The organism is Microbacterium ginsengisoli (genome assembly GCF_000956535.1).
In the GTDB taxonomy this organism is placed as follows: Bacteria; Actinomycetota; Actinomycetes; order Actinomycetales; family Microbacteriaceae; genus Microbacterium; species Microbacterium ginsengisoli.
Genome location: NZ_JYIY01000061.1, coordinates 18,105 through 44,175, shown reverse-complemented (window position 1 = coordinate 44,175; position 26,071 = coordinate 18,105). Strand labels below are relative to the sequence as shown.

General features: G+C 70.2%; 26 protein-coding genes. 3 read left to right on the top strand and 23 right to left on the bottom strand.

Features of this window, described 5'->3' with window-relative positions:
* Positions 1-122: 122 nt before the first annotated feature.
* Positions 123-1,097, bottom strand: coding sequence for an aldo/keto reductase (locus tag RR49_RS03515; RefSeq protein WP_045246679.1), 975 nt, complete (start codon positions 1,095-1,097; stop codon positions 123-125).
* A 216-nt stretch (positions 1,098-1,313) separates the two neighbouring features.
* On the opposite strand from RR49_RS03515, the gene RR49_RS03510 reads away from it, so the two are divergent.
* Positions 1,314-1,736 carry a DUF4870 domain-containing protein gene (locus RR49_RS03510; RefSeq protein WP_045246678.1) on the top strand — a complete coding sequence of 141 codons (423 nt, stop codon included), beginning with the start codon at positions 1,314-1,316 and terminating at the stop codon, positions 1,734-1,736.
* 59 nt (positions 1,737-1,795) lie between these two features.
* Here the strand turns inward: RR49_RS03510 and RR49_RS03505 are convergent, their stop codons facing one another.
* From RR49_RS03505 to prmC, 13 genes are all read right to left on the bottom strand, one after another.
* Positions 1,796-2,548 (bottom strand): YaaA family protein, encoded by a 753-nt coding sequence (locus RR49_RS03505; RefSeq protein WP_048809325.1) that lies wholly within the window; start codon positions 2,546-2,548, stop codon positions 1,796-1,798.
* A gap of 72 nt (positions 2,549-2,620) precedes the next feature.
* Positions 2,621-2,881, bottom strand: coding sequence for a F0F1 ATP synthase subunit epsilon (locus RR49_RS03500; RefSeq protein WP_045246677.1), 261 nt, complete (start codon positions 2,879-2,881; stop codon positions 2,621-2,623).
* A 2-nt stretch (positions 2,882-2,883) separates the two neighbouring features.
* On the bottom strand, positions 2,884-4,338 hold the full coding sequence (atpD, locus tag RR49_RS03495) for a F0F1 ATP synthase subunit beta (protein ID WP_045246676.1): 1,455 nt from the start codon (positions 4,336-4,338) through the stop codon (positions 2,884-2,886).
* 18 nt (positions 4,339-4,356) lie between these two features.
* On the bottom strand, positions 4,357-5,253 hold the full coding sequence (locus RR49_RS03490; RefSeq protein ID WP_045246675.1) for a F0F1 ATP synthase subunit gamma: 897 nt from the start codon (positions 5,251-5,253) through the stop codon (positions 4,357-4,359).
* 18 nt (positions 5,254-5,271) lie between these two features.
* Complete coding sequence (gene atpA, locus RR49_RS03485; RefSeq protein WP_045246674.1) at positions 5,272-6,912, bottom strand: F0F1 ATP synthase subunit alpha; 1,641 nt, start codon at positions 6,910-6,912, stop codon at positions 5,272-5,274.
* A gap of 60 nt (positions 6,913-6,972) precedes the next feature.
* Complete coding sequence (locus tag RR49_RS03480) at positions 6,973-7,764, bottom strand: F0F1 ATP synthase subunit delta (protein WP_045246673.1); 792 nt, start codon at positions 7,762-7,764, stop codon at positions 6,973-6,975.
* Positions 7,764-8,315, bottom strand: a complete 552-nt coding sequence (locus RR49_RS03475; protein ID WP_045246672.1) for a F0F1 ATP synthase subunit B — start codon at positions 8,313-8,315, stop codon at positions 7,764-7,766. Before RR49_RS03475 ends, RR49_RS03480 begins: the two co-directional genes overlap by 1 nt.
* A 29-nt stretch (positions 8,316-8,344) precedes the next feature.
* Positions 8,345-8,581 carry a F0F1 ATP synthase subunit C gene (gene atpE, locus RR49_RS03470; RefSeq protein ID WP_045246671.1) on the bottom strand — a complete coding sequence of 79 codons (237 nt, stop codon included), beginning with the start codon at positions 8,579-8,581 and terminating at the stop codon, positions 8,345-8,347.
* A gap of 42 nt (positions 8,582-8,623) precedes the next feature.
* On the bottom strand, positions 8,624-9,418 hold the full coding sequence (gene atpB / locus RR49_RS03465) for a F0F1 ATP synthase subunit A (protein ID WP_084603791.1): 795 nt from the start codon (positions 9,416-9,418) through the stop codon (positions 8,624-8,626).
* A gap of 145 nt (positions 9,419-9,563) precedes the next feature.
* Positions 9,564-10,055 (bottom strand): Cg1360 family ATP-synthase-associated protein, encoded by a 492-nt coding sequence (locus RR49_RS03460; RefSeq protein WP_045246670.1) that lies wholly within the window; start codon positions 10,053-10,055, stop codon positions 9,564-9,566.
* On the bottom strand, positions 10,052-11,206 hold the full coding sequence (locus RR49_RS03455; protein WP_045246669.1) for an MraY family glycosyltransferase: 1,155 nt from the start codon (positions 11,204-11,206) through the stop codon (positions 10,052-10,054). The genes RR49_RS03460 and RR49_RS03455 overlap by 4 nt, the downstream gene beginning before the upstream one ends.
* Entirely contained in the window at positions 11,203-11,877 is a 675-nt protein-coding gene (locus tag RR49_RS03450; RefSeq protein WP_045246668.1) for an L-threonylcarbamoyladenylate synthase, read from the bottom strand. Before RR49_RS03450 ends, RR49_RS03455 begins: the two co-directional genes overlap by 4 nt.
* A gap of 34 nt (positions 11,878-11,911) precedes the next feature.
* Complete coding sequence (gene prmC / locus RR49_RS03445) at positions 11,912-12,829, bottom strand: peptide chain release factor N(5)-glutamine methyltransferase (RefSeq protein ID WP_084603790.1); 918 nt, start codon at positions 12,827-12,829, stop codon at positions 11,912-11,914.
* A 142-nt stretch (positions 12,830-12,971) separates the two neighbouring features.
* On the opposite strand from prmC, the gene cysK reads away from it, so the two are divergent.
* Positions 12,972-13,910, top strand: a complete 939-nt coding sequence (gene cysK, locus RR49_RS03440; protein ID WP_045246667.1) for a cysteine synthase A — start codon at positions 12,972-12,974, stop codon at positions 13,908-13,910.
* Between the two features lies 1 nt (position 13,911).
* Complete coding sequence (epsC, locus tag RR49_RS03435) at positions 13,912-14,490, top strand: serine O-acetyltransferase EpsC (protein ID WP_048809322.1); 579 nt, start codon at positions 13,912-13,914, stop codon at positions 14,488-14,490.
* Between the two features lie 122 nt (positions 14,491-14,612).
* Here the strand turns inward: epsC and prfA are convergent, their stop codons facing one another.
* The 9 genes from prfA to RR49_RS03390 form a co-directional block, all read right to left on the bottom strand.
* Complete coding sequence (gene prfA, locus RR49_RS03430; protein ID WP_045246666.1) at positions 14,613-15,689, bottom strand: peptide chain release factor 1; 1,077 nt, start codon at positions 15,687-15,689, stop codon at positions 14,613-14,615.
* A 27-nt stretch (positions 15,690-15,716) separates the two neighbouring features.
* On the bottom strand, positions 15,717-17,642 hold the full coding sequence (gene rho, locus RR49_RS03425; protein WP_052671994.1) for a transcription termination factor Rho: 1,926 nt from the start codon (positions 17,640-17,642) through the stop codon (positions 15,717-15,719).
* A gap of 165 nt (positions 17,643-17,807) precedes the next feature.
* Positions 17,808-18,749, bottom strand: a complete 942-nt coding sequence (thrB, locus tag RR49_RS03420; RefSeq protein WP_137877572.1) for a homoserine kinase — start codon at positions 18,747-18,749, stop codon at positions 17,808-17,810.
* A complete protein-coding gene (gene thrC, locus RR49_RS03415; protein WP_045246663.1) occupies positions 18,740-19,828 on the bottom strand; it encodes a threonine synthase in 1,089 nt (362 codons plus the stop codon). Before thrC ends, thrB begins: the two co-directional genes overlap by 10 nt.
* Before the next feature lies 1 nt (position 19,829).
* On the bottom strand, positions 19,830-21,155 hold the full coding sequence (locus RR49_RS03410) for a homoserine dehydrogenase (protein WP_045246662.1): 1,326 nt from the start codon (positions 21,153-21,155) through the stop codon (positions 19,830-19,832).
* The gene (gene lysA, locus RR49_RS03405; RefSeq protein ID WP_045246661.1) at positions 21,152-22,561 is read right to left on the bottom strand and encodes a diaminopimelate decarboxylase; all 1,410 of its coding nucleotides are present in this window, start codon (positions 22,559-22,561) and stop codon (positions 21,152-21,154) included. Before lysA ends, RR49_RS03410 begins: the two co-directional genes overlap by 4 nt.
* A gap of 125 nt (positions 22,562-22,686) precedes the next feature.
* Positions 22,687-23,502 (bottom strand): LmeA family phospholipid-binding protein, encoded by an 816-nt coding sequence (locus tag RR49_RS03400; RefSeq protein WP_045246660.1) that lies wholly within the window; start codon positions 23,500-23,502, stop codon positions 22,687-22,689.
* Between the two features lie 7 nt (positions 23,503-23,509).
* Positions 23,510-25,177: an arginine--tRNA ligase gene (locus RR49_RS03395; protein ID WP_045246659.1), complete on the bottom strand. Its 1,668-nt coding sequence runs from the start codon at positions 25,175-25,177 to the stop codon at positions 23,510-23,512.
* A 42-nt stretch (positions 25,178-25,219) separates the two neighbouring features.
* Complete coding sequence (locus RR49_RS03390; protein ID WP_045246658.1) at positions 25,220-26,050, bottom strand: transglutaminase-like domain-containing protein; 831 nt, start codon at positions 26,048-26,050, stop codon at positions 25,220-25,222.
* Between the last annotated feature and the right edge of the window lie 21 nt (positions 26,051-26,071).

Below are 26,071 nucleotides of genomic sequence, written 5' to 3'. Positions count from 1 at the left end.
GACCTCCCGGACGCCGTCGGCATCAACGGCTCCATCACGGCCCACACCTCGTCAGAGATCTCCTGTCGCGTCACCGCTTAAGACTCACCCAGCCGGGAGCGAAACCTCTTGATCAACACGGCCTAGGCGGCCGGGTCGGCGGGCAGCGGAATCAGCGCGTCGATCTCGGCGAGATCCGCGGCAGTCGGGTGCCACGCGGTGGATGCCGCCGCGTTCTGCGCGATCTGTTCGGCAGACGTCGCCCCGGCGATGACGCTCGAGGTCGCGGGGCGCGCGAGGAGCCAGCCGAACGTCGCCTCGAGCATGGTGATGCCGCGCGCGTCGCAGAAGCGCTGATACCCCTCGAGCGCATCCCAGGGCGCGTCGCGCCACAGGTGCGGGCGCACGTTCATGATGCGGCTGTCGGCCGGCCCGCCGGCGCGCGTGAACTTGCCGGTGAGCAGTCCGTTGTAGAGGGGGAAGAAGGGGAAGAACCCGAGGCCGAGGTGCTCGACGGCCGGCAGCGCCTCGCGCTCGGAGCCGCGAGCCAGCAGGCTGTAGTGGTTCTGTGCCGAGATGAAGGGCACATCGGATGCCGCGGCATCCGCGGCGACCATCTGCCATCCTGCGAAGTTGGAGTGCCCGAGATAGCGCACCTTCCCCTCCCGCACCAGATCGCGGAGGGCATCGAGCGTCTCCTCGATGGGGGTGTCGGGATCGGGGGTGTGCAGCTGATAGAGGTCGATGTGGTCAGTGCGCAGCCGCCGCAGCGATCCCTCGACCGCCCAGCGGATGTAGGAGCGCGACCCCTTCGACGCACCGAGGCGCGCGGGTGCCAGCGCCGCGTGGCCGAACTTCGTCGCGAGGAGAACCTCGTCCCGGCGACCGTCGAGGGCCTCCCCCATCAGCGTCTCGCTGAGCCCGAACTCCCGGCCGTACACATCGGCGGTGTCGAACAGCGTGACGCCCGCGTCGATCGCCGCATCGATCACCGCACGCGTTCCCTCGATCGACTCGGTGCGGGTGCCGGCACGGCCGAAATTATTGCAGCCGAGCCCGGCGGCGGAGACGAGCAGACCGGAGGCGCCGACACGGCGCTGAGCGGGAGACGTGGCCACGGGTCCACGCTAACCCCTGCGCCTGACACGGGGAACGCTCCCGGCCCCTGAGGGAAACGGCGGGATTGCGACCCGGAGATGGCGCTGAGTGACGGCTCGGCGTGGATGATGATTGCACCGAGAACAGCCTTCCCAGTACCTTTTCAGGTAAGCCGCCAGCCGCGGCCGGGCCGATGACGTCCATCGCCCGTCCTTAGCCTTCCGAAAGGCCATCCCATGAGCGACTCCACCCCCACTCCCGAACAGCCGACGCCTCCGCCGGCCTACTCCGCTGCTCCCGCACAGCCCCTCAGCCCCGAGTCCGACAAGACGGCCGCGATGTGGGCCCACATCGGTGGCATCGTCGGCTTCCTGCCCTCGCTGATCATCTGGCTGATCCTCAAGGACCGCGGACCCCGCACCAACGTCGAGGCCAAGGAAGCCCTGAACTGGCAGATCACGTGGGAGCTCGTCTACATCGCCGGGATCATCGTGAACACGATCATCGGCTTCACGCCGCTGTGGTTCCTCGGCATCCTCATCGGGTTCGTGCTCTTCGCCCTCTGGGTCGTGAACATCATCTTCTCGATCATGGGTGGTGTGCGTGTGAACGCCGGCGGCAGCTACCGCTACCCGGTGAACTTCCGCTTCATCAAGTAATCGTCATGACGGAGGGGTCGGGATGCCGCGGCATCCCGACCCCTCCGTCATGTGCGCGCTCAGTGGAGCGCGTGCACCCGCCACTCGGCGGCGTCGGTCGTGTCGACCCGCACGTCGTGCGCGCGCAACCATGATGCCAAGCCCGCGAGCGAGCGCACCGGCGGACGACCCGTGGCGAGCAGACGCACCAGCAGACCCTTGGTGCGTTTGTTGAAGTGGTTGAGGGCCCTCACCTCGCCGTCGCCCGAGTCGGCGACGACCCGCACGTAGGTGCTCGGCACCCCGCTCGGCACCGGCCCGAGGGCGGCGTAGGCCTCAGAGCGCAGGTCGAGCACGAATGATCGGGATGCCGCGACCAGCGCGGCGGTCGTCGGCGCGCCCCAGTGCCGTGGCTGAGCGGGGATGCCCGGCAACGAGACACCCGCGGACAAGCGGTAGTCGGGGATGCGGTCCGTCGCACCGACCAGCCCGAACGGCGCCGTCTGGATGGCGACGTGACCGCCGAGCCACCGCCGCGCCGAGGCGTCGAGGCTGTGGGCGTCGAGCGCATCGAAGAGAACCCCCGTGTACCGATCGATGGCCGGCAGCGTCGGCGCGTGCGGCATCGCCGCGTTGACGGCGACGAGGTCTCGCTGACGGGCGCTCAGCCCCAGCACGGACGCTGCACGTTCAGGGTCCAGAGACAGTGCAGCGAGCGCGGCGATCGCCTCCCTGCGCGGAAGGTCGAGCTCGGGAAACGACAGCCGCTCAAGGGCGAACGTGCCGAGTCCTCCGGGACGCTTGGTCTCGGACGGCGGAAGCAGCACCAGCATGCAGACCCTCCGGGTCAGACGGCGACGCGCCGCCCGTGGATCACGGACGGCGCGTCGAACGAGGAATCGACGTCAGGCGACCAGCGTCGCGTGACCGGCGAAGATCGTCACCACGTCCTCCTCGACGGAGATGAACCCGTCCGAGGCATCCGCGACGACCTTCGCGCCGTCGGCGCCGGTGATGCGCACCTGGCCGCTGGCGAGGATCGCGAGCACCGGCTCGTGTCCGGCCATGAAACCGATCTCGCCCTCGACGGTCTTGGCGACGACGAGGCTGGCCTCGCCGGTCCACAGCTCCGCCTCGGCCGACACCAGGGTGACGTTGAGCGGCATGATCAGCCGTTCTCCTTCTGGATCTGCGCCCACTTGGCCTCGACGTCGGAGATGCCGCCGACGTTGAAGAACGCCTGCTCGGCGACGTGGTCGAACTCGCCCTTCACGATCGCGTCGAACGACTCGATGGTCTCCTTGATCGGGACGGTCGAGCCCTCGACACCGGTGAACTTCTTCGCCATGTAGGTGTTCTGCGAGAGGAACTGCTGGATGCGACGTGCACGCGACACGACGATCTTGTCCTCTTCGGAGAGCTCGTCGACACCGAGGATCGCGATGATCTCCTGCAGTTCCTTGTTCTTCTGCAGGATCTGCTTCACGGCGGTGGCCACACGGTAGTGGTCCGCACCGATGTAGCGCGGGTCGAGGATGCGGCTCGTCGAAGTGAGCGGGTCGATCGCCGGGTACAGACCCTTCGATGCGATCTCACGGGAGAGCTCGGTCGTGGCGTCGAGGTGGGCGAACGTCGTCGCCGGGGCCGGGTCGGTGTAGTCGTCGGCGGGCACGTAGATGGCCTGGAGCGACGTGATCGAGTGGCCGCGGGTCGAGGTGATGCGCTCCTGCAGCACACCCATCTCGTCGGCGAGGTTCGGCTGGTAGCCCACCGCGGACGGCATGCGACCGAGAAGGGTCGACACCTCGGAACCGGCCTGCGTGAAGCGGAAGATGTTGTCGATGAACAGCAGCACGTCCTGCTTCTGCACGTCGCGGAAGTACTCGGCCATGGTGAGGGCCGAGAGGGCGACGCGCAGACGCGTCCCCGGCGGCTCGTCCATCTGGCCGAACACGAGCGCCGTCTTGTCGAAGACGCCCGCCTCCTCCATCTCGCCGATGAGGTCGTTGCCCTCACGGGTGCGCTCGCCGACACCGGCGAACACGGACACACCGCCGTGGTCCTGCGCGACGCGCTGGATCATCTCCTGGATGAGGACCGTCTTGCCGACGCCCGCACCACCGAACAGGCCGATCTTGCCGCCCTGCACGTAGGGAGTGAGCAGGTCGATGCTCTTGATACCCGTCTCGAACATCTCGGTCTTGGACTCGAGCTGGTCGAAGCTCGGCGCCTTGCGGTGGATGCCCCAGCGCTCGGTGATCTCGACGGTCTCCCCCGGAGCGCCGTTGAGGATGTCGCCCGTGACGTTGAAGACCTTGCCCTTGGTGATGTCGCCGACCGGCACCGAGATGGGGCCGCCGGTGTCGCGCACCTCCTGGCCGCGCACGAGGCCGTCGGTCGGCTTCAGAGCGATGGCGCGGATGAGGTCATCACCCAGGTGCTGGGCGACCTCGAGGGTCAGCGGGGTGCTCTCGCCGTCGATCGTGATCGAGGTGGTGAGCGCGTTGTAGATGTCGGGGATCGAGTCGTGCGGGAACTCGATGTCGACCACAGGGCCGGTCACGCGTGCGACGCGCCCGACGACCTCGGTGGGGGCCTTCTCGGCGGTGGCGGAGGGAGTCATTGTCCTGTCTTCCTGTCTCTACTTGCCCGACGAGAGAGCGTCGGCGCCGCCGACGATCTCTGCGATCTGCTGAGTGATCTCGGCCTGACGCGCGTTGTTGCGCAGGCGGGTGTAGTCGGTGATGAGCTTGTCGGCGTTGTCGCTCGCCGCCTTCATCGCCTTCTGAGTGGCCGCGTGCTTCGCGGCCGACGACTGCAGGAGCGCGTTGAACACGCGGCTCTGGATGTAGACCGGCAGCAGCGCGTCGAGCACCGTCTCGGCGTCGGGCTCGAACTCGTACAGCGGGTACACCGCGTGCGAGGCCGAATCCTCCGCCTCGACGACCGCCAGCGGAAGCAGGCGGACCGTCTCGGGCGACTGGGTCATCATGCTGACGAAGCGGTTGTAGACGAGGTGGATCTCGTCGACGCCGCCGTTGTCGCCACCGAGCGCGAACGCGTCGAGCAGCGCCGCCGCGATCTCCTCGGCCGTCGAGAACTGCGGGGTGTCGGTGTCACCGGTCCACTCGGCCGCGCTCGCGATGCGCCGGAACTGGAAGTACCCCACCGCCTTGCGCCCCACGAGGTAGAACACCGGCTCGCGGCCCTCGTCGCGCAGCAGCTGCGCGAGCTCGAGTCCCTCACGGAGGATCTGTGAGTTGAACGCGCCCGCGAGACCGCGGTCGGACGAGAAGATGACCACCGCCGAGCGGCGGACGACCTCGCGCTCCCGGGTCAGCGGGTGATCGATGTTGGAGTGGGTGGCCACGGCGGAGACGGCGCTCGTCACGGCCCGCGAGAAGGGCGAGGACGCGCGCACGCGCGCCATCGCCTTCTGGATGCGCGAAGCCGCGATGAGTTCCATCGCCTTCGTGATCTTCTTGGTCGTCTGAGCAGAGGAGATCTTCTGCTTGTAGACCCGGAGTTGTGCGCCCATAGTTGCTCTTCCCGCGGCTCAGCCGCGGCGACCCTTGACGATCTTCTCCTGGTTCACGTCATCGGCGTCCGCGGCGTCGAACTCCTCGCGACCGACCGAGCCGATGCCCGCTCCCGTGCCCGCCTGGAACTCGAGCGTGAACGCGTCGACCGCGCTCTCGAGCTCCGTGACGAGCTCGTCGCTGAGCACGTTCGTCTCACGCAGGGTGTCGAGGATCGTGGTCGAGCGGCGGAGGTGGTCGAGCAGCTCGCGCTCGAAGCGCAGGATGTCGGCGACCTCGATCGTGTCGAGCTTGCCGTTGGTGCCGGCCCAGATCGAGACGACCTGCTCTTCCACCGGGTACGGCGAGTACTGCGGCTGCTTGAGGAGCTCGGTGAGGCGCGCGCCACGGGCGAGCTGACGGCGGGACGCGGCATCCAGGTCGCTCGCGAACATCGCGAACGCCTCGAGCGAGCGGTACTGCGCCAGCTCGAGCTTCAACGTGCCCGAGACCTTCTTGATCGACTTGACCTGCGCGTCACCACCGACGCGGGACACCGAGATGCCCACGTCGACAGCCGGACGCTGGTTCGCGTTGAACAGGTCGGACTGCAGGAAGATCTGACCGTCGGTGATCGAGATCACGTTGGTCGGGATGTAGGCCGACACGTCGTTCGCCTTGGTCTCGATGATCGGGAGACCCGTCATCGACCCCGCGCCGAGCTCGTCGCTCAGCTTCGCGCAACGCTCCAGCAGACGCGAGTGCAGGTAGAAGACGTCGCCGGGGTAGGCCTCGCGGCCCGGCGGACGACGCAGCAGCAGCGACACGGCGCGGTAGGCCTCAGCCTGCTTCGACAGGTCGTCGAAGATGATCAGGACGTGCTTGCCGCCGTACATCCAGTGCTGGCCGATGGCCGAGCCGGTGTAGGGAGCGAGGTACTTGAAGCCGGCCGGGTCGGACGCGGGGGCCGCGACGATGGTCGTGTACTCCAGCGCACCGGCGTCCTCGAGCGCACCCTTGACGGCCGCGATCGTGGAGCCCTTCTGGCCGATGGCGACGTAGATGCAGCGCACCTGCTTGGTCGGGTCGCCCGACTCCCAGTTCGCCTTCTGGTTGATGATCGTGTCGATCGCGATCGCCGTCTTGCCGGTCTGGCGGTCGCCGATGATCAGCTGGCGCTGACCGCGCCCGATCGGGATCATCGCGTCGATCGCCTTGATGCCGGTCTGCATCGGCTCGTGCACGCTCTTGCGCTGCATGACGCCGGGAGCCTGCAGTTCGAGCGCGCGACGGCCCTCGGTCGCGATCTCACCGAGACCGTCGATCGGGTTGCCGAGCGGGTCGACCACGCGACCGAGGTAGCCGTCGCCGACGGCGACCGAGAGCACCTCGCCGGTGCGGGTGACCTCCTGGCCCGCCTCGATGCCGGCGAACTCGCCGAGCACCACGACACCGACCTCGTGCTCGTCGAGGTTCAGGGCGAGGCCCTGCGTGCCATCGGCGAACGTGACGAGCTCGTTGGCCATCACGCCCGGCAGGCCCTCGACGTGGGCGATGCCGTCGGCCGCGTCGATGACGGTGCCGACCTCGGTGGCCGCGGCCCCCGTGGGCTCGTACGCTGCGACGAAGTCTTTCAGCGCGTCACGGATGACGTCGGGGCTGATGGAGAGTTCTGCCATTGTCTTCCTTCGTTCATGGGGCCATCGCCCCGAAGTCTCATCGTCGGGAGGGAGGTCCCGTTAGCCCGCCAGCCGGTGGCGGAGATCCGCAAGACGGGTGGACACGCTCGCGTCGATCACGTCGTTCGCGATCTGGATGCGCAGGCCGCCGACGATCGACTCGTCGATGACCGTGTTGATCGAGACCTGCGTGCCGTAACGCGCGGCCAGCGCCGCGCCCAGTCGCTCGGTCTGCGCGTCGGTCAGCGCCACAGCGCTCACGACCGTCGCGACGGTGCGCTCGCGTTCCGCGGCGACCACGCGCATGGCGCGCGAGAGAACCTCGCGTACCCGGCGCTCGCCCGGCTGGCGCACCAGCGACGACACGATCAGCGTCGTCGCCTCGGACGCACGTCCGCCGAGAAGCGTCTCGACGAGCTCGCCTTTCGCTTCGGCGTCGCCGAGCCGGCTGCCGAGCGCGAGCTCGAGCTGCGGGTTGTCGGCGATCGTTCGCGACACCCGGAACAGCTCACCCTCGACGTCGGCGGACGGCGCGGCCTTGGAGGCGGCACGAACGGCCAGTTCCTCCACGCCGAACACGAAGTCGTGCGCCGACGACCAACGCTCGACGGCTGCGGCCGCGAGCACCTGACGGGTGACGGGCGACACGGCGGCGCCGAAGACGTCCTCGACCACCTTCGCGCGCGACTCCGGGGTCGCCGCCCAGTCGGCGAGTGCGCCGGCAAGGGTCGGACGGTGCGCGAGCGCGCGCGCTGCCTGGAACAGCTCGGTGGCGACCGTGAGGTCGACACCCGCCGTCGTCGACAGTGCCGCGTTCGCGGCCTCCTGTGCGTGAGTGGTCGCGGCGCCCATTACTTCGTCGCCTTCTCGGATGCCTCGAGGTCGGCGAGGAAGCGGTCGACGACGCCCTGCGCGGACGCGTCGTCCTTCAGCTTCTCGCCGATCACGCCGCCGGCGAGATCGAGCGCGAGCGCACCGACCTCACCCCGGAGGGAGACGAGGGCCGCCTGGCGCTCGGCCTCGATCTGTGCGTGGGCCTGTGCGGTGACGCGCGCGGCCTCGGAGGTCGCGGCATCCTTCGCCTCGGCGACGATCTGCTTGCCCTCCTCGCGGGCGGACTCGCGGATCTCACCGGCCTCCTTGCGGGCGGCGGCGAGCTGCGCGGTGTACTCCTCGAGCGCGGCCTCGGCCTGGCGCTGGGCCTCGTCGGCCTTCGCGATGTTGCCCTCGATCGCTGCGGAGCGCTCGTCGAGCAGCTTCTGCATGCGCGGCAGGATCACACGCCAGAACACCAGGAGGATGACGACGAAGCAGACCGCGGACCACACGATGTCGTAGACCGCGGGCAGCAGCGGGTTCTGCCCCGCCTCCGTGGCGGCGCGGGTGACAAGAGCGGGAAGCATCCTGTCTCCTTACTTGAAGTCGTTCGCGATCAGAAGCCGAAGATGAAGCCGGTCGCGATACCGATGAACGCGAGGGCCTCGGTGAAGGCGATACCGATGAACATCAGCACCTGGAGGCGGCCTGCGAGCTCGGGCTGGCGGGCGACGCCCTCGATGGTCTTGCCGACCACGATGCCCACGCCGATGGCGGGGCCGATGGCGGCGAGACCGTAGCCGACCGTCGCGAGCGAACCGGAGACGTCGGCGAGAACCGTAGTTGCGTCCACGGGGTTATTCCTTTCGGTTGTGGGCGGCGGATGCCGACCGGATCAGTGCTCTTCCGCGACCGCGAGCTGGATGTAGACCGCGGTGAGGATCGTGAAGACGTACGCCTGGAGGAAGGCGACGAAGAGTTCGAAGAGGGTGAAGACGAAGCCGAAGGCCAGGGTGCCGAGACCGAGGGCCGTCCACCAGCCGCTGAGCTCGACCGTGAAGAACCAGGTGGCCGAGAAGAAGAGCACCAGCATCAGGTGCCCGACGATCATGTTCATCAGCAGACGGAGGGTGAGCGTCACCGGGCGGATGATGAAGGTCGAGAGAAACTCGAGCGGGACGATGATGAAGTAGAGCGGCCACGGCACGCCCGACGGGAGCAGCGCGTTCTTGAAGAAGTTCTTCGGGCTCTTCTTGACACCGGCGTAGATGAACGTGATGTAGGAGACGATCGCGAGCAGCAGCGGCACCGCGATGATGCTCGTACCGGCGATGTTCAGGAACGGCACGACACCCGTGAGGTTCATGAACAGCACCATGAAGAAGATGGTGGTCAGGATCGGCAGGAAGCGGTTGCCGTCCTTCTTGCCGAGCAGGTCGTGGGCGATGCCGTTGCGCACGAAGTCGAGACCGAGTTCGGCGACGCTCTGGAACCGGGTCGGCACGAGGCGCATGCGGCGGGTCGCGAGCAGGAACAGCGTGATGAGCACGACGGTCGCGAGGATCTGGATCAGGTTGATCCGCGTGAGGGCGAAGGGCGTTCCCGCGAACAGCACCGCGTCAGGGAAGAACTCTCCGATGGAGGGGGCGTGGAAACCACCGTCGCCCGTGGACTCGGCATTCGCGATCACAGTCGCAGCGTGATGAAACAGCACAGGCTCCAGCTCCGGGGCACCGAAAGAAATCGGTACGACGATGGGTCGGGGTGCACCCCAGGGCCGGCACTCAGGCGCTCGCGGTCGGGTGCGTGTCCAACCCTATCAAACCGCTGGAGGTTCAGGTGCCGCTCGGAGGTTGCGGGTCCTTGCGCTCCCCCGCTTCCGGGTCGGTCGGGAGCGTCGTGTCGCTGACATGGGGCAGCCGCATCCTCGCCAGCACGACCACGTCCACGACGAGGGACCCGATCACAGCCGCGACCAGCGCGAGGAAGAAGGCCTGCGGAGCGATCCACGGCTGCCCCCGCAGCACGAGCATCGCGACCACGAACAGCACGATCTTCAGCAGCCAGCCGCCCAGCACGATCGCGAAGAAGATCGGCACATAGAGCGCGTCGCCGAACCAGCGGTTCGCGATGAGGATGCTGCCCGAGGTGATCGAGAGGAACACCGCGCCGACGACGACACCGGCCAGCCCGCTGACGAGGCCGGAGGGGCCGGCGGCGATGAACCCGGCCACGCCCGCGATGACCGCGAGCGCGAGGGCGGCCCATGCCGACCACTGGAGCGTGGCCCGCAGGACGGGAGTGCTGGAAACGGGAGACGACATCATGCGGGGTCTTTCGCTCGGGGGTCGGGGCGGCGGCGCCGGGACGGCAGGGCGGTGACGATCACGCAGGCCGCGCCACCGAGGACGCCGAAGCCCACGCCGATCCAGTACTGGCCGGGCCAGTTCTCACGGGTGGCGATGTACATGAGCAGCACGGCGAGCCCGACGATGGCGGCCCATGCGTAGAAGATCAGCACGGCCGAGCGGTCGGAGTGACCGAGGTCGAGCAGCCGGTGGTGCAGGTGCTTGCGGTCGGGCGAGAAGGGCGAGCGCCCCGCCCCCGTGCGCCGGATCACGGCGAGACCGAAGTCGAGCAGCGGCAGGATGACGACGGCCACCGGGAGCAGCACCGGGATGAAGGCACCGAGCAGCTGCGAGCGTCCGAGGGTCTCGGGGTCGAGCGTCGCGGGGTTGAGCTGACCCGTGACGGCGATGCCGCTGGTGGCCATGAGGAGTCCCAGCATGAGCGCGCCCGAGTCGCCCATGAACATCTTCGCGGGGCTCCAGTTCCACGGGAGGAACCCGACGCACGCGCCGACGAGCACGACGGCGATGAGGGAGGCGAGGTTCGAGTACGTGCTCTGGCCGGTGTCGCGCACCAGAAGGTACGACCACGCGAAGAAGACGCCGTTCGCGATGAGCGCGACGCCGGCGACGAGGCCGTCGAGCCCGTCGATGAAGTTGACCGCGTTCATGACCACCACGATCGACAGGATCGTGAGGACGACGCTCATCCAGCTCGACCCCACCGTGAGGCCGCCGACGGGGAGCGAGTAGATCTGGATGCCCCCGAACCACGCGATGATCGCGGCCGCGCCGACCTGCGCCGCGAGCTTGATCATCCAGTCGAGGTCCCACAGGTCGTCGGCTATGCCGACAGCGACGATGAGCACGGTCGCGGCGAGGATCGCGAGGACCGGCTGCGGGTCGATCCACACCCGGTGGAAGAAGTCGTTCTGCGCGGTGAATCCGAAGGCCACGACGATGCCGAGGAACATGGCGATGCCCCCCAGGCGCGGCGTCGGCCGCGTGTGCACGTCGCGTTCGCGGATGGCCGGGTAGAGCTTGAAGCGCAGCGCGAGGCGCCACACCGCCCCGGCGAGCACGAACGTGAGCACCGCGGTGACCAGCGCGGTGAACAGGTACTGCTTCACGTCCCCGGGTCTGGTTCGAGCGCATCGCCCAGCACGGAGCGCAGTTCGGCGCGGGACACGACCCCGTCGCGCAGGACGCGCACGGTTCCCTGACGACCGGCGCAGAGCCCGGTGGCGTCGATGATCGTCGAGGCGAAGCCCGCGGTGGCCGGGCCGTCATCGAGATAGACGGCGACGCTGTCGCGCAGCATCCGCTCCGCCTCCTTCGCGACGATCGCGGCCGGGGCGCCGGTCAGGTTGGCGCTCGAGACCGCGAGCGGTCCGGTCTCCTCCAGCAGCTCGATCGCCAGACGATGGGCGGGCATGCGCACGGCCACGGTGCCGCGGGTGTCACCGAGGTCCCAGGCGAGCGAGGGCTGGGCCGGCAGCACGATCGTGAGCCCGCCGGGCCAGTGCGAGCCGATGAGGCGGTCGATGGGCTCGGGCACCTCGCTCACGAGCGCCCGCAGCGTGTTCACGCCGGGCACGAGCACAGGCGGGGGCTGCTGACGGCCACGGCCCTTCGCCGCCAGCAGACGCGCGACGGCAGCCGGGGAGAACGCGTCGGCGGCCACGCCGTAGACGGTGTCGGTGGGGAGGACGATGAGCTCGCCGCGACCGATGGCCTGGCGCGCCTGACGCATGCCCGCGAGAAGCTCGGCCTCGTCGCGGCAATCGAAGAGGGAAGACATGACTGGGCCAGTCTAGTTCGGCCCGGCTGGGCGGTCAGGGCCGCAGCGCCGTGGTGACCCGGTCGCGCAGCGTCAGGTCGCGGTGGGTCGCCGCGGAGTGCCAGCCGGCCTCGGCGAGCGCGTCCCTCACGCCCGCTCCCTGCAGCTCGCCGTGCTCGATGGCGATGAGTCCGCCGGAGTGCACGAGTCGCAGCCCGACCTGCGCGAGGGTGCGCACGACGTCGAGGCCGTCCTCGCCTCCGTAGAGGGCCGCGGGCGGATCGAACAGCCGCACCTCGGGGTCGCGGGGGGTCGCGGCATCCGGCACGTAGGGAGGGTTCGACACCAGCACCGAGACGGTGCCGTCGAGCTCGGGGAATGCGACGGCCAGGTCGATGAACGCGAGACGTGCGTTCTCGGCGCCGACCTCGGCGAAGTTCTCCTTCGTCCACACGAAGGCGTCGACGGAGTTCTCGGCCGCGTGCACCCGAGCGTGCGGCACCTCGGTCGCCAGCGACAGGGCGATGGCACCGGATCCGGTGCCGAGATCGACGGCGATCGGCGAAGGGGATGCCGCGGCGCGCAGCGCATCGATCGCGATCTGCGCGAGCAGCTCGGTCTCGGGGCGGGGCACGAACACCCCCGGGCCGACCCTCAGCTCCAGGTGACGGAACGGCGCGCGGCCGGTGATGTGCTGCAGCGGCTCGCGCGCAGCGCGGCGCTCGACGAGGGACGCGAAGGACGCGGCATCCGGTTCGGAGATCGCGTCGCCGCGCAGCGCAGCCGCCTGCACCTCGCCGCGCCCGCCGCCGCGCACGTGTGCCGCGAGCAGCTCGGCGTCGACGGTCGCGTCTGCCACTCCCGCACGCGCGAGGGTCGCCGCAGCGGCGCGCAGCGCGTCGGCGAGCGTCTCAGGACGCTCGGACGCGACGACGTCGGGCAGATCGCCGGGGTGCAGTGCGGTCTCGGGCATGGGCGCCTCCCAGTTTATCGGCCGCACCGCCGACCCGGCTCCCGTCACACAGCCTCCTCATCGCATCCGCTCGCATAGGCTGGGCGCGGTGCGCGCGCAGACGCGCGACGACAGGGAACCAGCGAGAGAAGGCAGCCCCGACATGCCCGCGATCCACGACGACATCACCAGCGCGTTCGGCAACACGCCGCTCGTGCGGTTCAGCCGCATCGGCGAAGGCCTCGGCGGCCACATCCTCGGCAAGCTCGAGTTCTACAACCCCGCATCCAGCGTGAAGGACCGCCTCGGCATCGCGATCGTCGACGCCGCCGAGGCCTCCGGCGAACTCACGCCCGGCGGAACGATCGTCGAGTCCACGAGCGGCAACACCGGCATCGCCCTCGCCATGGTCGGCGCCGCCCGCGGCTACCGCGTCATCATCACGATGCCCGCGTCGATGTCGAAGGAGCGCCGCCTGCTGCTCAAGGCGTTCGGCGCCGAGCTCGTGCTCACCGACCCCACCAAGGGCATGTCGTTCGCCGTCGAAGAGGCGAAGCGCATCGTCGCCGAGACCCCCGGCGCCGTGTGGGCCCGCCAGTTCGAGAACGAGGCGAACCCCGCGATCCACCGCAAGACCACCGCGGAGGAGATCCTGCGCGACACCGACGGCCAGGTCGACTACTTCGTCGCCGGCATCGGCACCGGCGGCACCATCACCGGCGTCGGCGAGGTGCTCAAGGAGCGCGTGCCCGGCGCGAAGGTCATCGCCGTCGAGCCGGCCGACTCCCCCATCCTCACCAAGGGCCACCCGGGACCGCACAAGATCCAGGGCATCGGCCCGAACTTCGTGCCCGCGATCCTCAACCGCGAGATCATCGACGAGGTCATCGACGTCGAGTTCGACGATGCGATCCGTGTCGCCCGCGAGGCCGGTGCCCGCGAGGGCATCCTCGTCGGCATGTCGTCGGGTGCGGCGCTCTGGGCCGCCCAGCAGATCGCTGCGCGCCCCGAGGCCGCCGGCAAGAACATCGTCGTGATCATCCCGTCCAACGGCGAGCGCTACCTCTCGACCGCGCTCTACGAGCACCTGCGCGAGGAGTGAGATGACGGGCGGCGGGATGCTGCGGCGGCTGCGGGAGGATCTCGCGGCCGCCCGCCTCCGCGACCCCGCCGCCCGCTCCTCCCTCGAGATCGCGCTGCTCTATCCCGGGCTGCACGCGGTGTGGTCGCACCGCGTGTGGCATGCGCTGTGGGTGCGCCGGGTGCGCTTCCTCGCCCGCGCCGGCTCGCAGCTGACCCGCTGGCTCACCGGCATCGAGATCCACCCGGGCGCCACGATCGGCCGGCGCCTGTTCATCGACCACGGCATGGGCGTCGTCATCGGCGAGACGGCCGAGGTCGGCGACGACGTGCTGCTCTACCACGGGGTCACCCTCGGCGGTCGCACGCGCGACGCCGGCAAGCGACACCCCACGATCGGCGACGGAGTGGCGATCGGCGCGGGCGCGAAGGTGCTCGGGCCGGTGCGCATCGGTGCGGGATCCGTGATCGGCGCGAACGCCGTCGTGACGCGCGACGCGCCCGACGACTCCGTGATCGTCGGCATCCCCGCCAAGGCGCGCCCGCGCCGCGACGGCGACGACACGCGCAGCATCCTGACCACGCCCGAGTACCACATCTGACACGGCCCGCGGGGACGGCGACGAGGTCGCGGATGACGCGGCCCGAGGTGGGGCGCGGCGTGACCGCGCACGGCGCGAGGTGCGCATGGGTGCGCAGCGGGCGCGGTCGGCGCGGCGTGTGATCAGTCCGCGGCGAGGGCCGCGAGACGCTCTTCCTCGTCCGCGGCGATGCACGCGTCGATGACCGGCGCGAGGGCGCCGTCCATCACCTGGTCGAGGTTGTACGCCTTGTAGCCGGTGCGGTGATCGGCGATGCGGTTCTCGGGGAAGTTGTACGTGCGGATGCGCTCCGAGCGGTCCATGCCGCGGATCTGCGATCGACGCGCGTCGGAGGCGGCCGCCGCAAGCTCCTCCTGCTGCTGGGCGAGCAGGCGTGCCCGCAGCACGCGCATTCCCGCCTCGCGGTTCTGCAGCTGGCTCTTCTCGTTCTGCATCGAGACGACGATGCCTGTCGGGAGGTGGGTGATGCGTACCGCTGAGTCGGTCGTGTTCACCGACTGACCCCCCGGCCCCGACGACCGGAAGACGTCGATCTTCAGGTCGTTCGCGTCGATGTGGATCTCTTCGGGCTCGTCGACCTCAGGGAACACCAGCACCCCGGTCGTCGAGGTGTGGATGCGTCCCTGTGACTCGGTCGCCGGAACCCGCTGGACGCGGTGCACCCCGCCCTCGTACTTCAGATGCGCCCACACGCCCTGCGACGGGTCGCCGGCCGCGCCCTTGATCGCGACCTGCACGTCCTTGTAACCGCCGAGGTCGGACTCGTTGCGCTCGAGCAGTTCGGTCTTCCACCCCATCGAGGCGGCGTACTGCAGGTACATACGCAGCAGGTCGGCGGCGAACAGCGCGCTCTCCGCGCCGCCCTCGCCCTGCTTGATCTCCATGATCACGTCGCGCGCATCGTCGGGATCACGCGGAATCAGCAGGCGTCGCAGGCGCTCCTGCAGGGTCGCCAGGCGCTCCTGCAGCGCCGGGACCTCCGCCGCGAAGGCGTCGTCCTCGCGGGCGAGCTCGCGCGCGGCATCCAGATCATCGGATGCCGCGCCCCACGCCTCGTAGGCGTGCACGATCTTCGACAGCTCGGCGTAGCGCCGGTTGACGCGCTTCGCGCGCGCCGCATCGGCGTGCACGGCCGGGTCGGAGAGCTCCTCCTGGACGGCCTTGTGCTCGTCGATCAGCTGGCGGACCGAGTCGAACATCGCGGGTTCAGCCACGGCGAACCCGGATCAGCGGATGTTGTTCTCGTGTCCGTGCGAGTGGCCGCCACCGGCGGGCGCCGGGATCGACTTCTGCATCTGCACGAGGAACTCGACGTTCGACTGCGTCTCCTTGAGCTTGCCGAGCACGACCTCGAGCGCCTGCTGGGCGTCGAGGCCGGCGAGTGCGCGGCGCAGCTTCCACGTGATCTTGACCTCGTCGGCCGACAGCAGCATCTCCTCGCGGCGCGTGCTCGACGCGTTCACGTCGACGGCCGGGAAGATGCGCTTGTCGGCGAGCTGGCGCGAGAGGCGCAGCTCGCTGTTGCCGGTGCCCTTGAACTCCTCGAAGATGACGTCGTCCATCTTGGAGCCGGTCTCGACGAGCGCCGTCGCGAGGATCGTCAGCGAGCCGCCGTTCTCGATGTTGCGCGCCGCGCCGAAGAAGCGCTTGGGCGGGTACAGCGCCGAGGCGTCCACACCGCCCGAGAGCACGCGGCCGCTCGTGGGCGCTGAGACGTTGTAGGCGCGGCCGAGACGGGTGATCGAGTCGAGCAGAACGACGACGTCGCGACCGAGCTCGACGAGGCGCTTGGCGCGCTCGATGGCGAGCTCGGCGACGGTGGTGTGGTCTTCGGCGGGACGGTCGAAGGTCGAGGCGATGACCTCGCCGCGGACCGTCCGCTGCATGTCGGTGACCTCTTCGGGCCGCTCGTCGACGAGCACGACCATGAGGTGGACCTCGGGGTTGTTGGTCGCGATCGCGTTCGCGATCTGCTGCAGCACGATCGTCTTGCCCGCCTTCGGGGGCGCGACGATCAGGCCGCGCTGACCCTTGCCGATGGGGGCGACCAGGTCGATGATGCGCTGCGTGAGCTTCTCCGGCGCCGTCTCGAGACGCAGGCGCTCCTGCGGATAGAGCGGGGTGAGCTTGCCGAACTCGACGCGGTTCTCGGCGTCGTCGGGGGCGAGGCCGTTGACCGAGTCCACCTTGACGAGGGCGTTGTACTTCTGGCGGCTGGGTGCCTCGTTCTCGCGCGGCTGCTTGATCGCGCCGACGATCGCGTCACCCTTGCGCAGGTTGTACTTCTTGACCTGGCCGAGCGAGACGTAGACGTCGCTCGGGCCGGGAAGGTAGCCGGTCGTGCGCACGAAGGCGTAGTTGTCGAGCACGTCGAGGATGCCGGCGATCGGCAGCAGCACGTCGTCTTCGCCGATCTCGGTCTCGAACTCGTCACCGGTCTGGCCCTGACCGCGGCGCTTGTTGCGCTGGCGGTTGCGGCTCTGGGCGGGGGTCTGCGCGCCGCCGGCGATCGCCGGGGCGGCCTGCGCGTCGTCCGAGGACTCGCTCGCGGCGGGCGCCTGGCCCTGCTCGCCGCCGTTGGCGTTGCGGTTGCGGTTGCGGTTCCGGTTGCGGCTACGGCTGCGACGGCTGCCGGTGGGCTGCTCGCCCTCGGCGGGCTCGCCGTCGGCCTGCTCGGCGCCCTCGGTCTCACCGGCCGCGGCGGCGTCGGCCGGCGCCTCGTCGGCGGCGGATGCCGCGGCATCCCCCTCGGTGGCCAGGTCACCCTCGACGGTGTCGACCGCTGCCGGCTCGACCGCGGCGGCGTCAGCGGGCTCGGCGAAGGATGCGGTGAGCTGCGCAGCGAGGTCGTCGTCGACGGCCGACTGCGCGCTCTTCAGGCTCGCACCGAGCTCGGCGGCGCGAGCGATGACGGTCTTGGCGTCGACGCCGAGGTCGGCGGCGAGTGCCGAGACGCGGCGGCGGGCGGGCTTACGGGCCGTCTTGCGCGCGGGTGCGTCGGCCTCGGCAGCGGGCGCGTCGGCCTCCGCGGGGGTGGCATCGGCCGGCGCCGGCTGGTCGCTCGGCACCTCGATGTCGGGGCCCTCGAACGGCAGCGCCGCGTCGGCCGGGGTGGTGTTGTCTTCGGTCTGGATCTCGGAGATGGACTCCACGAGTACTCCCTTGTAGAGGATGGGGCGCGCGACGACTACGGACATCGACAGAGAGACATCCGCCCACCCGAAGAGGATCCTCGGGACCGATCGAGCGTGGCTCGGAAATCGGATTTCAGGGATCGCGCGGTTTCGCAGATTGCGACGGAGGCCGTGTAAACGACGTTACGAGGCACCCTCCGCGTCGGTGTTCACTGTACCACCCCTCACATCGACGGCCAGCATGAGCGCCTCCCACGGCGTTTCGGTGCGCGTCGCGGCGAGGGCCGCCGCTTCGAGGCGACGGCCCGGGCCGTCGGCGAGCACGAGCACGCTCGGGCCCGCCCCCGACACGACGGCGGGGAACCCCGCCGCGCGCAGCTCGCGCACGAGGAGATCGGTCTCCGGCATCGCTGCGGCCCGGTAGTTCTGGTGCAGCTTGTCCTCGGTGGCGGCCATCAGCAGCTCGGGGCTCTGGGTCAGCGCGGCGATCAGCAGCGCCGAGCGGGACACGTTGAACACCGCGTCCTCGCGCGACACCTGCAGCGGCTGCAGGGAGCGCGCCACGGACGTCGACATGGTGAACTCGGGCACGAACACGATCGGCGAGACGCCGCGGTGCACGAGCAGCTTCTTGTGCTGCGGACCGAGCTCGTCGACCCAGGCGATCGTGAGGCCGCCGAACAACGCCGGCGCGACGTTGTCGGGGTGCCCCTCGAGCTCGGTCGCGAGGCGCAGCAGCAGGTCGGGGCCGAGCTCGACGTCACCCTCGAGCAGGCCCTTCGCGGCGAGCAGGCCCGACACCACCGCGGCGCCGGAGGACCCCATGCCGCGGCCGTGGGGGATGACGTTGTGGGCCTCGAGCCGGATGCCGGGCAGCGTGCGCGACACGGCCTCGAACGCGTAGGCCATCGCACGCACGACGAGATGCGAGGCATCCCGCGGCACGCCGTCCGCGCCCGCGCCGGTGACCTCGATCTCGAGGCGGTCGTCGGCGAGAGCTGTGACCGTCACCTCGTCGTAGACGCTCAGCGCGAGGCCGAGCGTGTCGAAGCCCGGGCCGAGGTTCGCGCTCGTCGCCGGCACGCGGACGACGGCGCGACGGCCCGGGGGCACGCTCACGCGGATGCCTCGGCGGGCGCGAGGCCGAGCACCGAGGCGACCTCGCTGGTCGCCGCGTCGACGACCGTGGGGGTCACGTCGACGCCGTCCGCGCCCTTGAGCACCCACTGGGGGTCCTTGAGCCCGTGGCCGGTGACGGTGAGCACGACACGCGCGCCGGCGGGGATGACGCCCGCCTCGGCACGGTCGAGCAGGCCCGCGACGCTGATCGCGGAGGCCGGCTCGACGAACACGCCCGCGGTCTCGGCGAGGAGCTTCTGCGCCGCGAGGATCCGTGCGTCGTCGATCGCGCCGAAGTAGCCGTCGGTGGCCTCTCGCGCCTCGATCGCGAAGTCCCAGGAGGCGGGGTTGCCGATGCGGATGGCGCTCGCCACCGTCTCGGGGTTCTTCACGACCTCGCCCCGCACGAGCGGCGCAGAGCCCTCGGCCTGGAACCCGAACATGCGCGGCACGCGGGTCGAGACACCGCGGTCGGCCTCCTCACGGTAGCCGCGGGTGTAGGCCGTGTAGTTTCCGGCGTTGCCGACCGGGATGAAGTGGAAGTCCGGGGCGTCGCCGAGCTGCGAGACGACCTCGTAGGCCGCGGTCTTCTGGCCGTCGATGCGGTCGGGGTTGACGGAGTTCACGAGGTGCACCGGGTAGTGCGCTGCGAGCTCGCGGGCGATCTCGAGGCAGTCGTCGAAGTTGCCGCGCACCTGGATGAGGCGCCCGCCGTGGGCGACCGCCTGGCTGAGCTTGCCCATCGCGATCTTGCCCTCGGGCACGAGCACGGCGGCGGTGATGCCGGCGTGCGCCGCGTAGGCCGCGGCCGACGCGGACGTGTTCCCCGTCGACGCGCAGATGACGGCCTTCGCGCCGTGCTCGACGGCGCGGGAGAGCGCGACGGTCATGCCGCGGTCCTTGAAGGAGCCGGTCGGGTTCATGCCCTCGAACTTCACCCAGACGTCGGCGCCCGTGCGCTGGGACAGCGCCTGGGCCGGGATGAGCGGCGTGCCGCCTTCCCCGAGCGTGACGACGGTGGATGCCTCGGTCACCCCGAGGCGGTCGGCGTATTCGCGCAGGACTCCGCGCCAGACGTGTGCCATGTCAGTTCCCTTCGACGCGCAGCACCGAGACCACCCGTGCGACGACCTCGCTCGCGGCGAGTCGTTCGACGGTGGCGCTCAGGTCCTGCTCCTTGGCCTTGTGCGTGCCGATGACCAGACGCGCGGTGGCCGCGGCATCCGATTCACCGATGGTGGTGGTCTGCTCGACCGTGGCGATCGAGACGTGGCCGTCGCTGAGGAGTCCGGCGACGGTGGAGAGGACGCCCGGCTGGTCGACGACCTCGAGCGTGATCTGGTAGCGGGTCACGACGCGGCCGACCTCGACGACGGGGAGGTTGGCGCGCGTGGACTCCCCCACGCCGACACCGCCGGCGATGTGACGGCGTGCGGCCGACACGACGTCGCCGAGCACGGCGGACGCGGTCTGCACGCCGCCGGCGCCGGCGCCGTAGAACATGAGAGGGCCGGCGGCCTCGGCCTCGACGAACACGGCGTTGTTGGCGCCGTGGACGCTCGCGAGGGGGTGGCTGCGGGGAACGAGCGCCGGGTAGACGCGCACCGAGATCGCCTCACCGGTCGGGCTGTCGTCCTGTCCGTCGAGGCGCTCGCACACCGCGAGCAGCTTCACGACGTAGCCGGCGTGACGCGCGGCATCCATGATCGACTTGTCGATGGCGGTGATGCCCTCACGGTGCACGGCCTCGAGCGGCACGGCGGTGTGGAAGGCGAGGCTTGCGAGGATCGCGGCCTTCTGCGCGGCGTCGTAGCCCTCGACGTCGGCGGTCGGGTCGGCTTCGGCGTAGCCCAAGCGCTGCGCGTCGGCGAGCACGTCGGAGAATTCGGCACCCTCGGTGTCCATGCGATCGAGGATGTAGTTCGTCGTGCCGTTGACGATGCCCATGATGCGTCGCACGCGATCGCCCGCGAGCGAGTCGCGCAGCGGACGGATGATGGGGATGGCGCCGGCGGCGGCGGCCTCGTAGTAGACCGAGGCGCCCACGCGGTCGGCGGCCTCGAAGATCTCGGGGCCGTGGGTGGCCAGCAGCGCCTTGTTCGCGGTGACGACGTCCGCGCCCGAGCCGATCGCGCTCAGGATGTGTTCACGGGCCGGCTCGATGCCGCCGATGAGCTCGATGACGATGTCGCTCGAGGCGATGAGGCTCGCCGCGTCGGTCGTGAACAACTCGCGAGGGAGCTCCGTGTCGCGCGGGGCGTCGAGGCTGCGCACGGCGATCCCTGCGAGCTGGAGACGGGCGCCCGCGCGGTCGGCGAGCTCGTCGGCGTGCTTGAGCAGCAGGGCGGCCACCTGGCTGCCCACCGCGCCGGCGCCCAACAGGGCGACGCGCAGCAGTCGGTAGTCGGTCATGCGTTCCTTTCGAGGGCGACCCCGGCATCGCGCGCCAGGAGGTCATCGATGGTCTCTCCGCGCACGATCACGCGCGCCTCGCCGCCGCGCACGGCGACGACGGGCGGGCGGGGCACGTAGTTGTAGTTGCTCGCGAGCGAGAAGCAGTAGGCACCTGTCGCGGGCACGGCCAGCAGGTCGTCGGCGGCGACGTCCCCGGGAAGGTATTCGGCGTCGACGACGATGTCGCCGGACTCGCAGTGCATGCCCACCACACGTACGAGTGCCGCATCGGCGCTGCTCACACGGCTCGCGAGTCGCGCGGAGTAGTGGGCGCCGTACAGCGCGGGGCGGGCGTTGTCGCTCATCCCGCCGTCGACGCTCACGTAGGTGCGGGTGAGGTCGTCGGAGACCCGCACGGGCTTGACCGTGCCGACCGTGTACAGCGTGACGCCGGCGGGCCCGACGATCGCGCGTCCGGGCTCGAAGGCCAGGTGGGGGATCGGGATGCCGCGCTCGGCGCACGCCAGCGCGACACCGTCGACGATCTGCTCCGCGAGCTCGTCGATCGGGCTCGGCACGTCGACCCGGGTGTAGGCGATGCCGAACCCGCCACCGAGGTTCAGCACGGGCACGGCACCGGCGGCGAGCAGCTCGGCGTGCACGGCCACGAGACGGCGGGCCGACTCGGCGAAGCCGGCCGACCCGAAGATCTGGGAGCCGATGTGGCAGTGCAGTCCGATGAACTGCAGGCCCACAGTCGCACGGATGCGGGCGACGACCGCCGGCGCATCGGCGAGGGCGAAGCCGAACTTCTGGTCCTCGTGGGCGGTCGCGAGGAAGTCGTGGGTCTCGGCGTGCACACCGCTCACGACCCGCACGAGCACCGGCTGGGTCGCCCCGGTGCGAGCGACGATCGCGCTGAGCCGATCAAGCTCCTCGAGACTGTCGAGGACGATCGAGCCGACGCCCGCGGCGACGGCGCGCTCCAGCTGCGCGACGGACTTGTTGTTGCCGTGCACGCCGATGCGGGACGGGTCCGCGCCGGCCGCGAGCGCGACGGCGAGCTCACCCTCGCTCGCCACGTCGACGGCAAGACCCTCCTGGGTCACCCAGCGCACGACCTCGGTCGACAGGAACGCCTTGCCGGCGTAGTAGACGCGCGCCGACACCCCGTGTCGTGCGGCCGCCGCCGTGAAAGCCGCGAGCGTGCGGGAAGCACGGCCCCGCACCTCGTCCTCGTCGATCACGTAGAGAGGGGTGCCGAAGCGGGCCGCGAGCGCCGGTGCGGTGACGCCCGCGAGCTGCAGCGCGCCCGCGGCATCCCGTGTCGTCGACGCCGGCCACACACGCTCAGCCAGGTCATTGGCGTCGCGCGGCACCTCGAGCCAGGTCGGCACGGTGGGGCGGTCGGGCGAGGCGGACACGGACGGGAACCAATCGACGGATGCTGCGGCGCGGTGAAACCCACGCGCCCGCACCGTGCGGCGCGGTGACACAACGGGACGGCACGAGTCTAGGGCACCGGGCATACAGCGCCGCCGATGGGCGGCTAGCCGCACGAGCCCTTCTGACGCAGCGAGGCATCGGTGAGGATCCTGCCGTCGATCGAGAACGTCGCCGCGAGATCGGATGCCTCGACCGAGACCCCCGTGAGGGTGATGCCACGGGGGATGCTGCCGGCCACGCAGATCGTCCACGACTGGGTGAGCGGCGCGGCCAGCGCCCCGAATCGTGCCCGCACGTGGTCGGCGGTGGCCGTCGCGCCCGCGATCTGGAGCGAGGCCGGGGTGAGCACGAGTGCACCGTCCTTCGCGGACGGCGTGAGCGCGATCGACACCGGGATCTGCGCGCCGAGGAAGGACAGCTGGCTCGAGGCCGTCACGTTCGGCGCGGCCAGCCCGACCGATTCCGCAGGGAATCCCTGCTGTGCGGCGAGCAGGGTGCGCAGCTGCTGCTCGTCGAGGCGGATGGTGCCCTCGCCGCCGGTCATGGCGTGATCGTTCCACAGGTCGAGGCCGTGCAACGTGACGTCGGCCGCGCCCGTCACCCCTCCGGCGCTCACCTGTGACGAGGAGACGCGCACCTCGTCGAGACGCCCGCCGATGAGCTGCGGGATGACCTGACCCGACAACTGCACGTCGACCTGCTGATCTGCCGGCAGCGCCAGCTGACTCTTGACCTGCTGCTGGATGACCGAGGTCACGATCGCACGGGCGATCCCGTCGCCGGCGAACCAGGCAGCCACCGCGAGCACCGCCACGATGACGATCGCGACGACCCACACGACCCACCGGCGCCGGCGGCGCGGCGCGGCATCCTGCTCGGGGATCTCGAACGGGAACGTCGATCGGGCGTCGTCGGTCACGGATGCCTCACATGCGATCGGGGGCGCTCACACCCAGTAGATCGAGGCCGTTGCGCAGCACCTGGCCGGTGGCGTCGTTGAGCCACAGGCGGGTGCGGTGCACGTCGTCGATCGTGTCGTCGCCGAGTGGGATGACGCGGCAGTTGTCGTACCAGCGGTGATAGAGACCGGCGAGCTCCTCGAGGTAGCGCGCGACGCGGTGCGGCTCGCGCACCTCGGCGGCGAACGCCACGATGCGCGGGAACTCCTGCAGCGCCCCGAGCAGCGCGCTCTCGGTCTCGTGCGTGAGCAGCTCGGGTGCGAAGGCCGAGCGGTCGACCCCGGAGTCGGCCGCGTTGCGGGCGACGTTGTGCGTGCGCGCGTGGGCGTACTGCACGTAGAAGACCGGGTTGTCGTTCGTGCGCTTCTGCAGGATCTCGGGGTCGAGCGTCAGCGGCGAGTCGGCCGGGTAGCGCGCGAGGGAGTAGCGCAGCGCGTCGGTGCCAAGCCAGTCCCGCAGGTCGTCGAGCTCGATGATGTTGCCCGCGCGCTTGCTGAGGCGTGCACCGTTGACCGAGACGAGCTGGCCGATGAGCACCTCGATGTCGCGTTCGGGGTCGTCGCCCGCCGCGCCCGCGAGCGCCTTGAGTCGGTGCACGTAGCCGTGATGGTCGGCGCCGAGCAGGTAGATCTTGTGCGCGAAGCCGCGGTCGCCCTTGTTCAGGTAGTAGGCGGCGTCGGCGGCGAAGTAGGTGTACTCGCCGTTCGAGCGTCGGATGACGCGATCCTTGTCGTCGCCGAACGCGGTCGTGCGCACCCACACCGCGTCGTCCTGGTCGAACACGTGTCCCTGGGCGCGCAGCCGGTCGACCGCCTCGTCGACGAGGCTCGGCCCGCCGTCCTCGGGCTGTGCGTGCAGCACGCGCTCGGAGAACCACACGTCGAAGTGCACGTTGAAGCGCGCGAGCGAGGCCTGGATCTCGCCCAGCTGGTACTCGTAGGCGAGATCGCGCGCGACGATCACCGCCTCGTCGGCGTCGAGGTCGGCGATGTCGGGGCGGGCGGCGAGCACCCGGCGGCCGAGGTCGTCGATGTAGGCGCCCGCGTAGCCGTCCTCGGGTGCCTCTCCCCCGGTGGCCGCGGCGAGCACCGAGCGGCCGAAGCGCTCCATCTGCGCGCCGGCGTCGTTGATGTAGAACTCGCGCACGAGCGTCGCACCGCTGGCGAGGAGCAGTCGCGCCACCGCGTCGCCGAGCGCCGCCCAGCGCGTGTGGCCGATGTGCAGCGGACCGGTCGGGTTCGCGCTGACGAACTCCAGGTTGATCGTGTTGCCGTGCTGGCTCTCGTTCGTGCCGAACGCGGCGCCCGCCTCGACGATGACCTTCGCGAGTGCGCCGGCGGCCGCGGCATCCAGTCGGATGTTGATGAAGCCGGGGCCTGCCACCTCGACGCTCGCGACACCGGGCGCCGCCGTCAGGGCGTCGGCGATCTCGGTCGCGAGCTCGCGCGGGTTCGCCCCGAGGCCCTTGGCGAGCTTGAGCGCGATGTTCGAGGCCCAGTCGCCGTGGTCGCGGTTCTTGGGACGCTCGAGGACGATGTCGGATGCCGCGAGCTCGCCGCCCGCGCCCTCGCGTCGCCGCTCGGCGGCGGGACGGACGACATCGAGCAGGAGCGTAGAGAGGGCTTCGGGATCCATAGCCCGACAAGTCTACGGGCGGGCGCGGCGCATCCTTCCGCGTCAGACGAGCTGCACGAGCGACTCGTGGTCGTCGACGGCCGGGTCGACGAGCTCCTCGGCGGGCTGCCCCTCGGGGACGTCGGTCACCCACGCGTCGACGTTCATGCGGGCGAGCCGCACGTTGCCGCCGTAATAGCTGAGGAACGCGCAGTCGGCCGCGTCGCGCCCCGTGGCGATGCGCACGAGCGAGCGGCGGTTCGCCAGGCGGGTCGCGTCGATGACGTACCAGGCGCCGTCGTGATAGGCCTCGGCGACGGCGTGGAAGTCCATCGGGCGAAGGCCCGGGGCGAAGCACGCGGTGTAGCGGGCGGGCATGTCCATCGCGCGCAGCAGCGCGATCACCACATGCGCGTAGTCACGGCAGACACCCTGCCCGGTCATGAGGGTGGTCACCGCACTGTCGGTGCCGAGGCTGAGTCCCGGGGTGTAGGTCGTGCTCGTCGAGACGAAGGAGGTCACCGCGGCGATGAGGTCGTGGCCGGTGAGGCCCTTGAACTGGCGTCGGGCCTGCGTGAACACCTCGTCGGACTGGCAGTAGCGGCTCGGCCGCAGGTAGGTGATCGCCTCGAGGTCGCTCGTGTGACCGTTGGAGGACTGCCCCTCCACGATCGCGTCGTAGCGCACCTCGAGGGCGCCCGCCTCGGCCGTGAGACGGTGCAGGCGGCTGCCGGACTGATCGACGATCTCCGTCGGGGTGTAGATGCGCTCACCCTGACGGAACGTCAGATTCTCACTCGAGGTCTGCACGTTCTGGGCGGCCGAGATCTGGAAGATCAGGTCGGTCGTCGAGGTGAGATCGAGGTCGAGTTCGGCGAGGACGGAGCGTTGCACCGAGGTATCCTCGCACGGGTT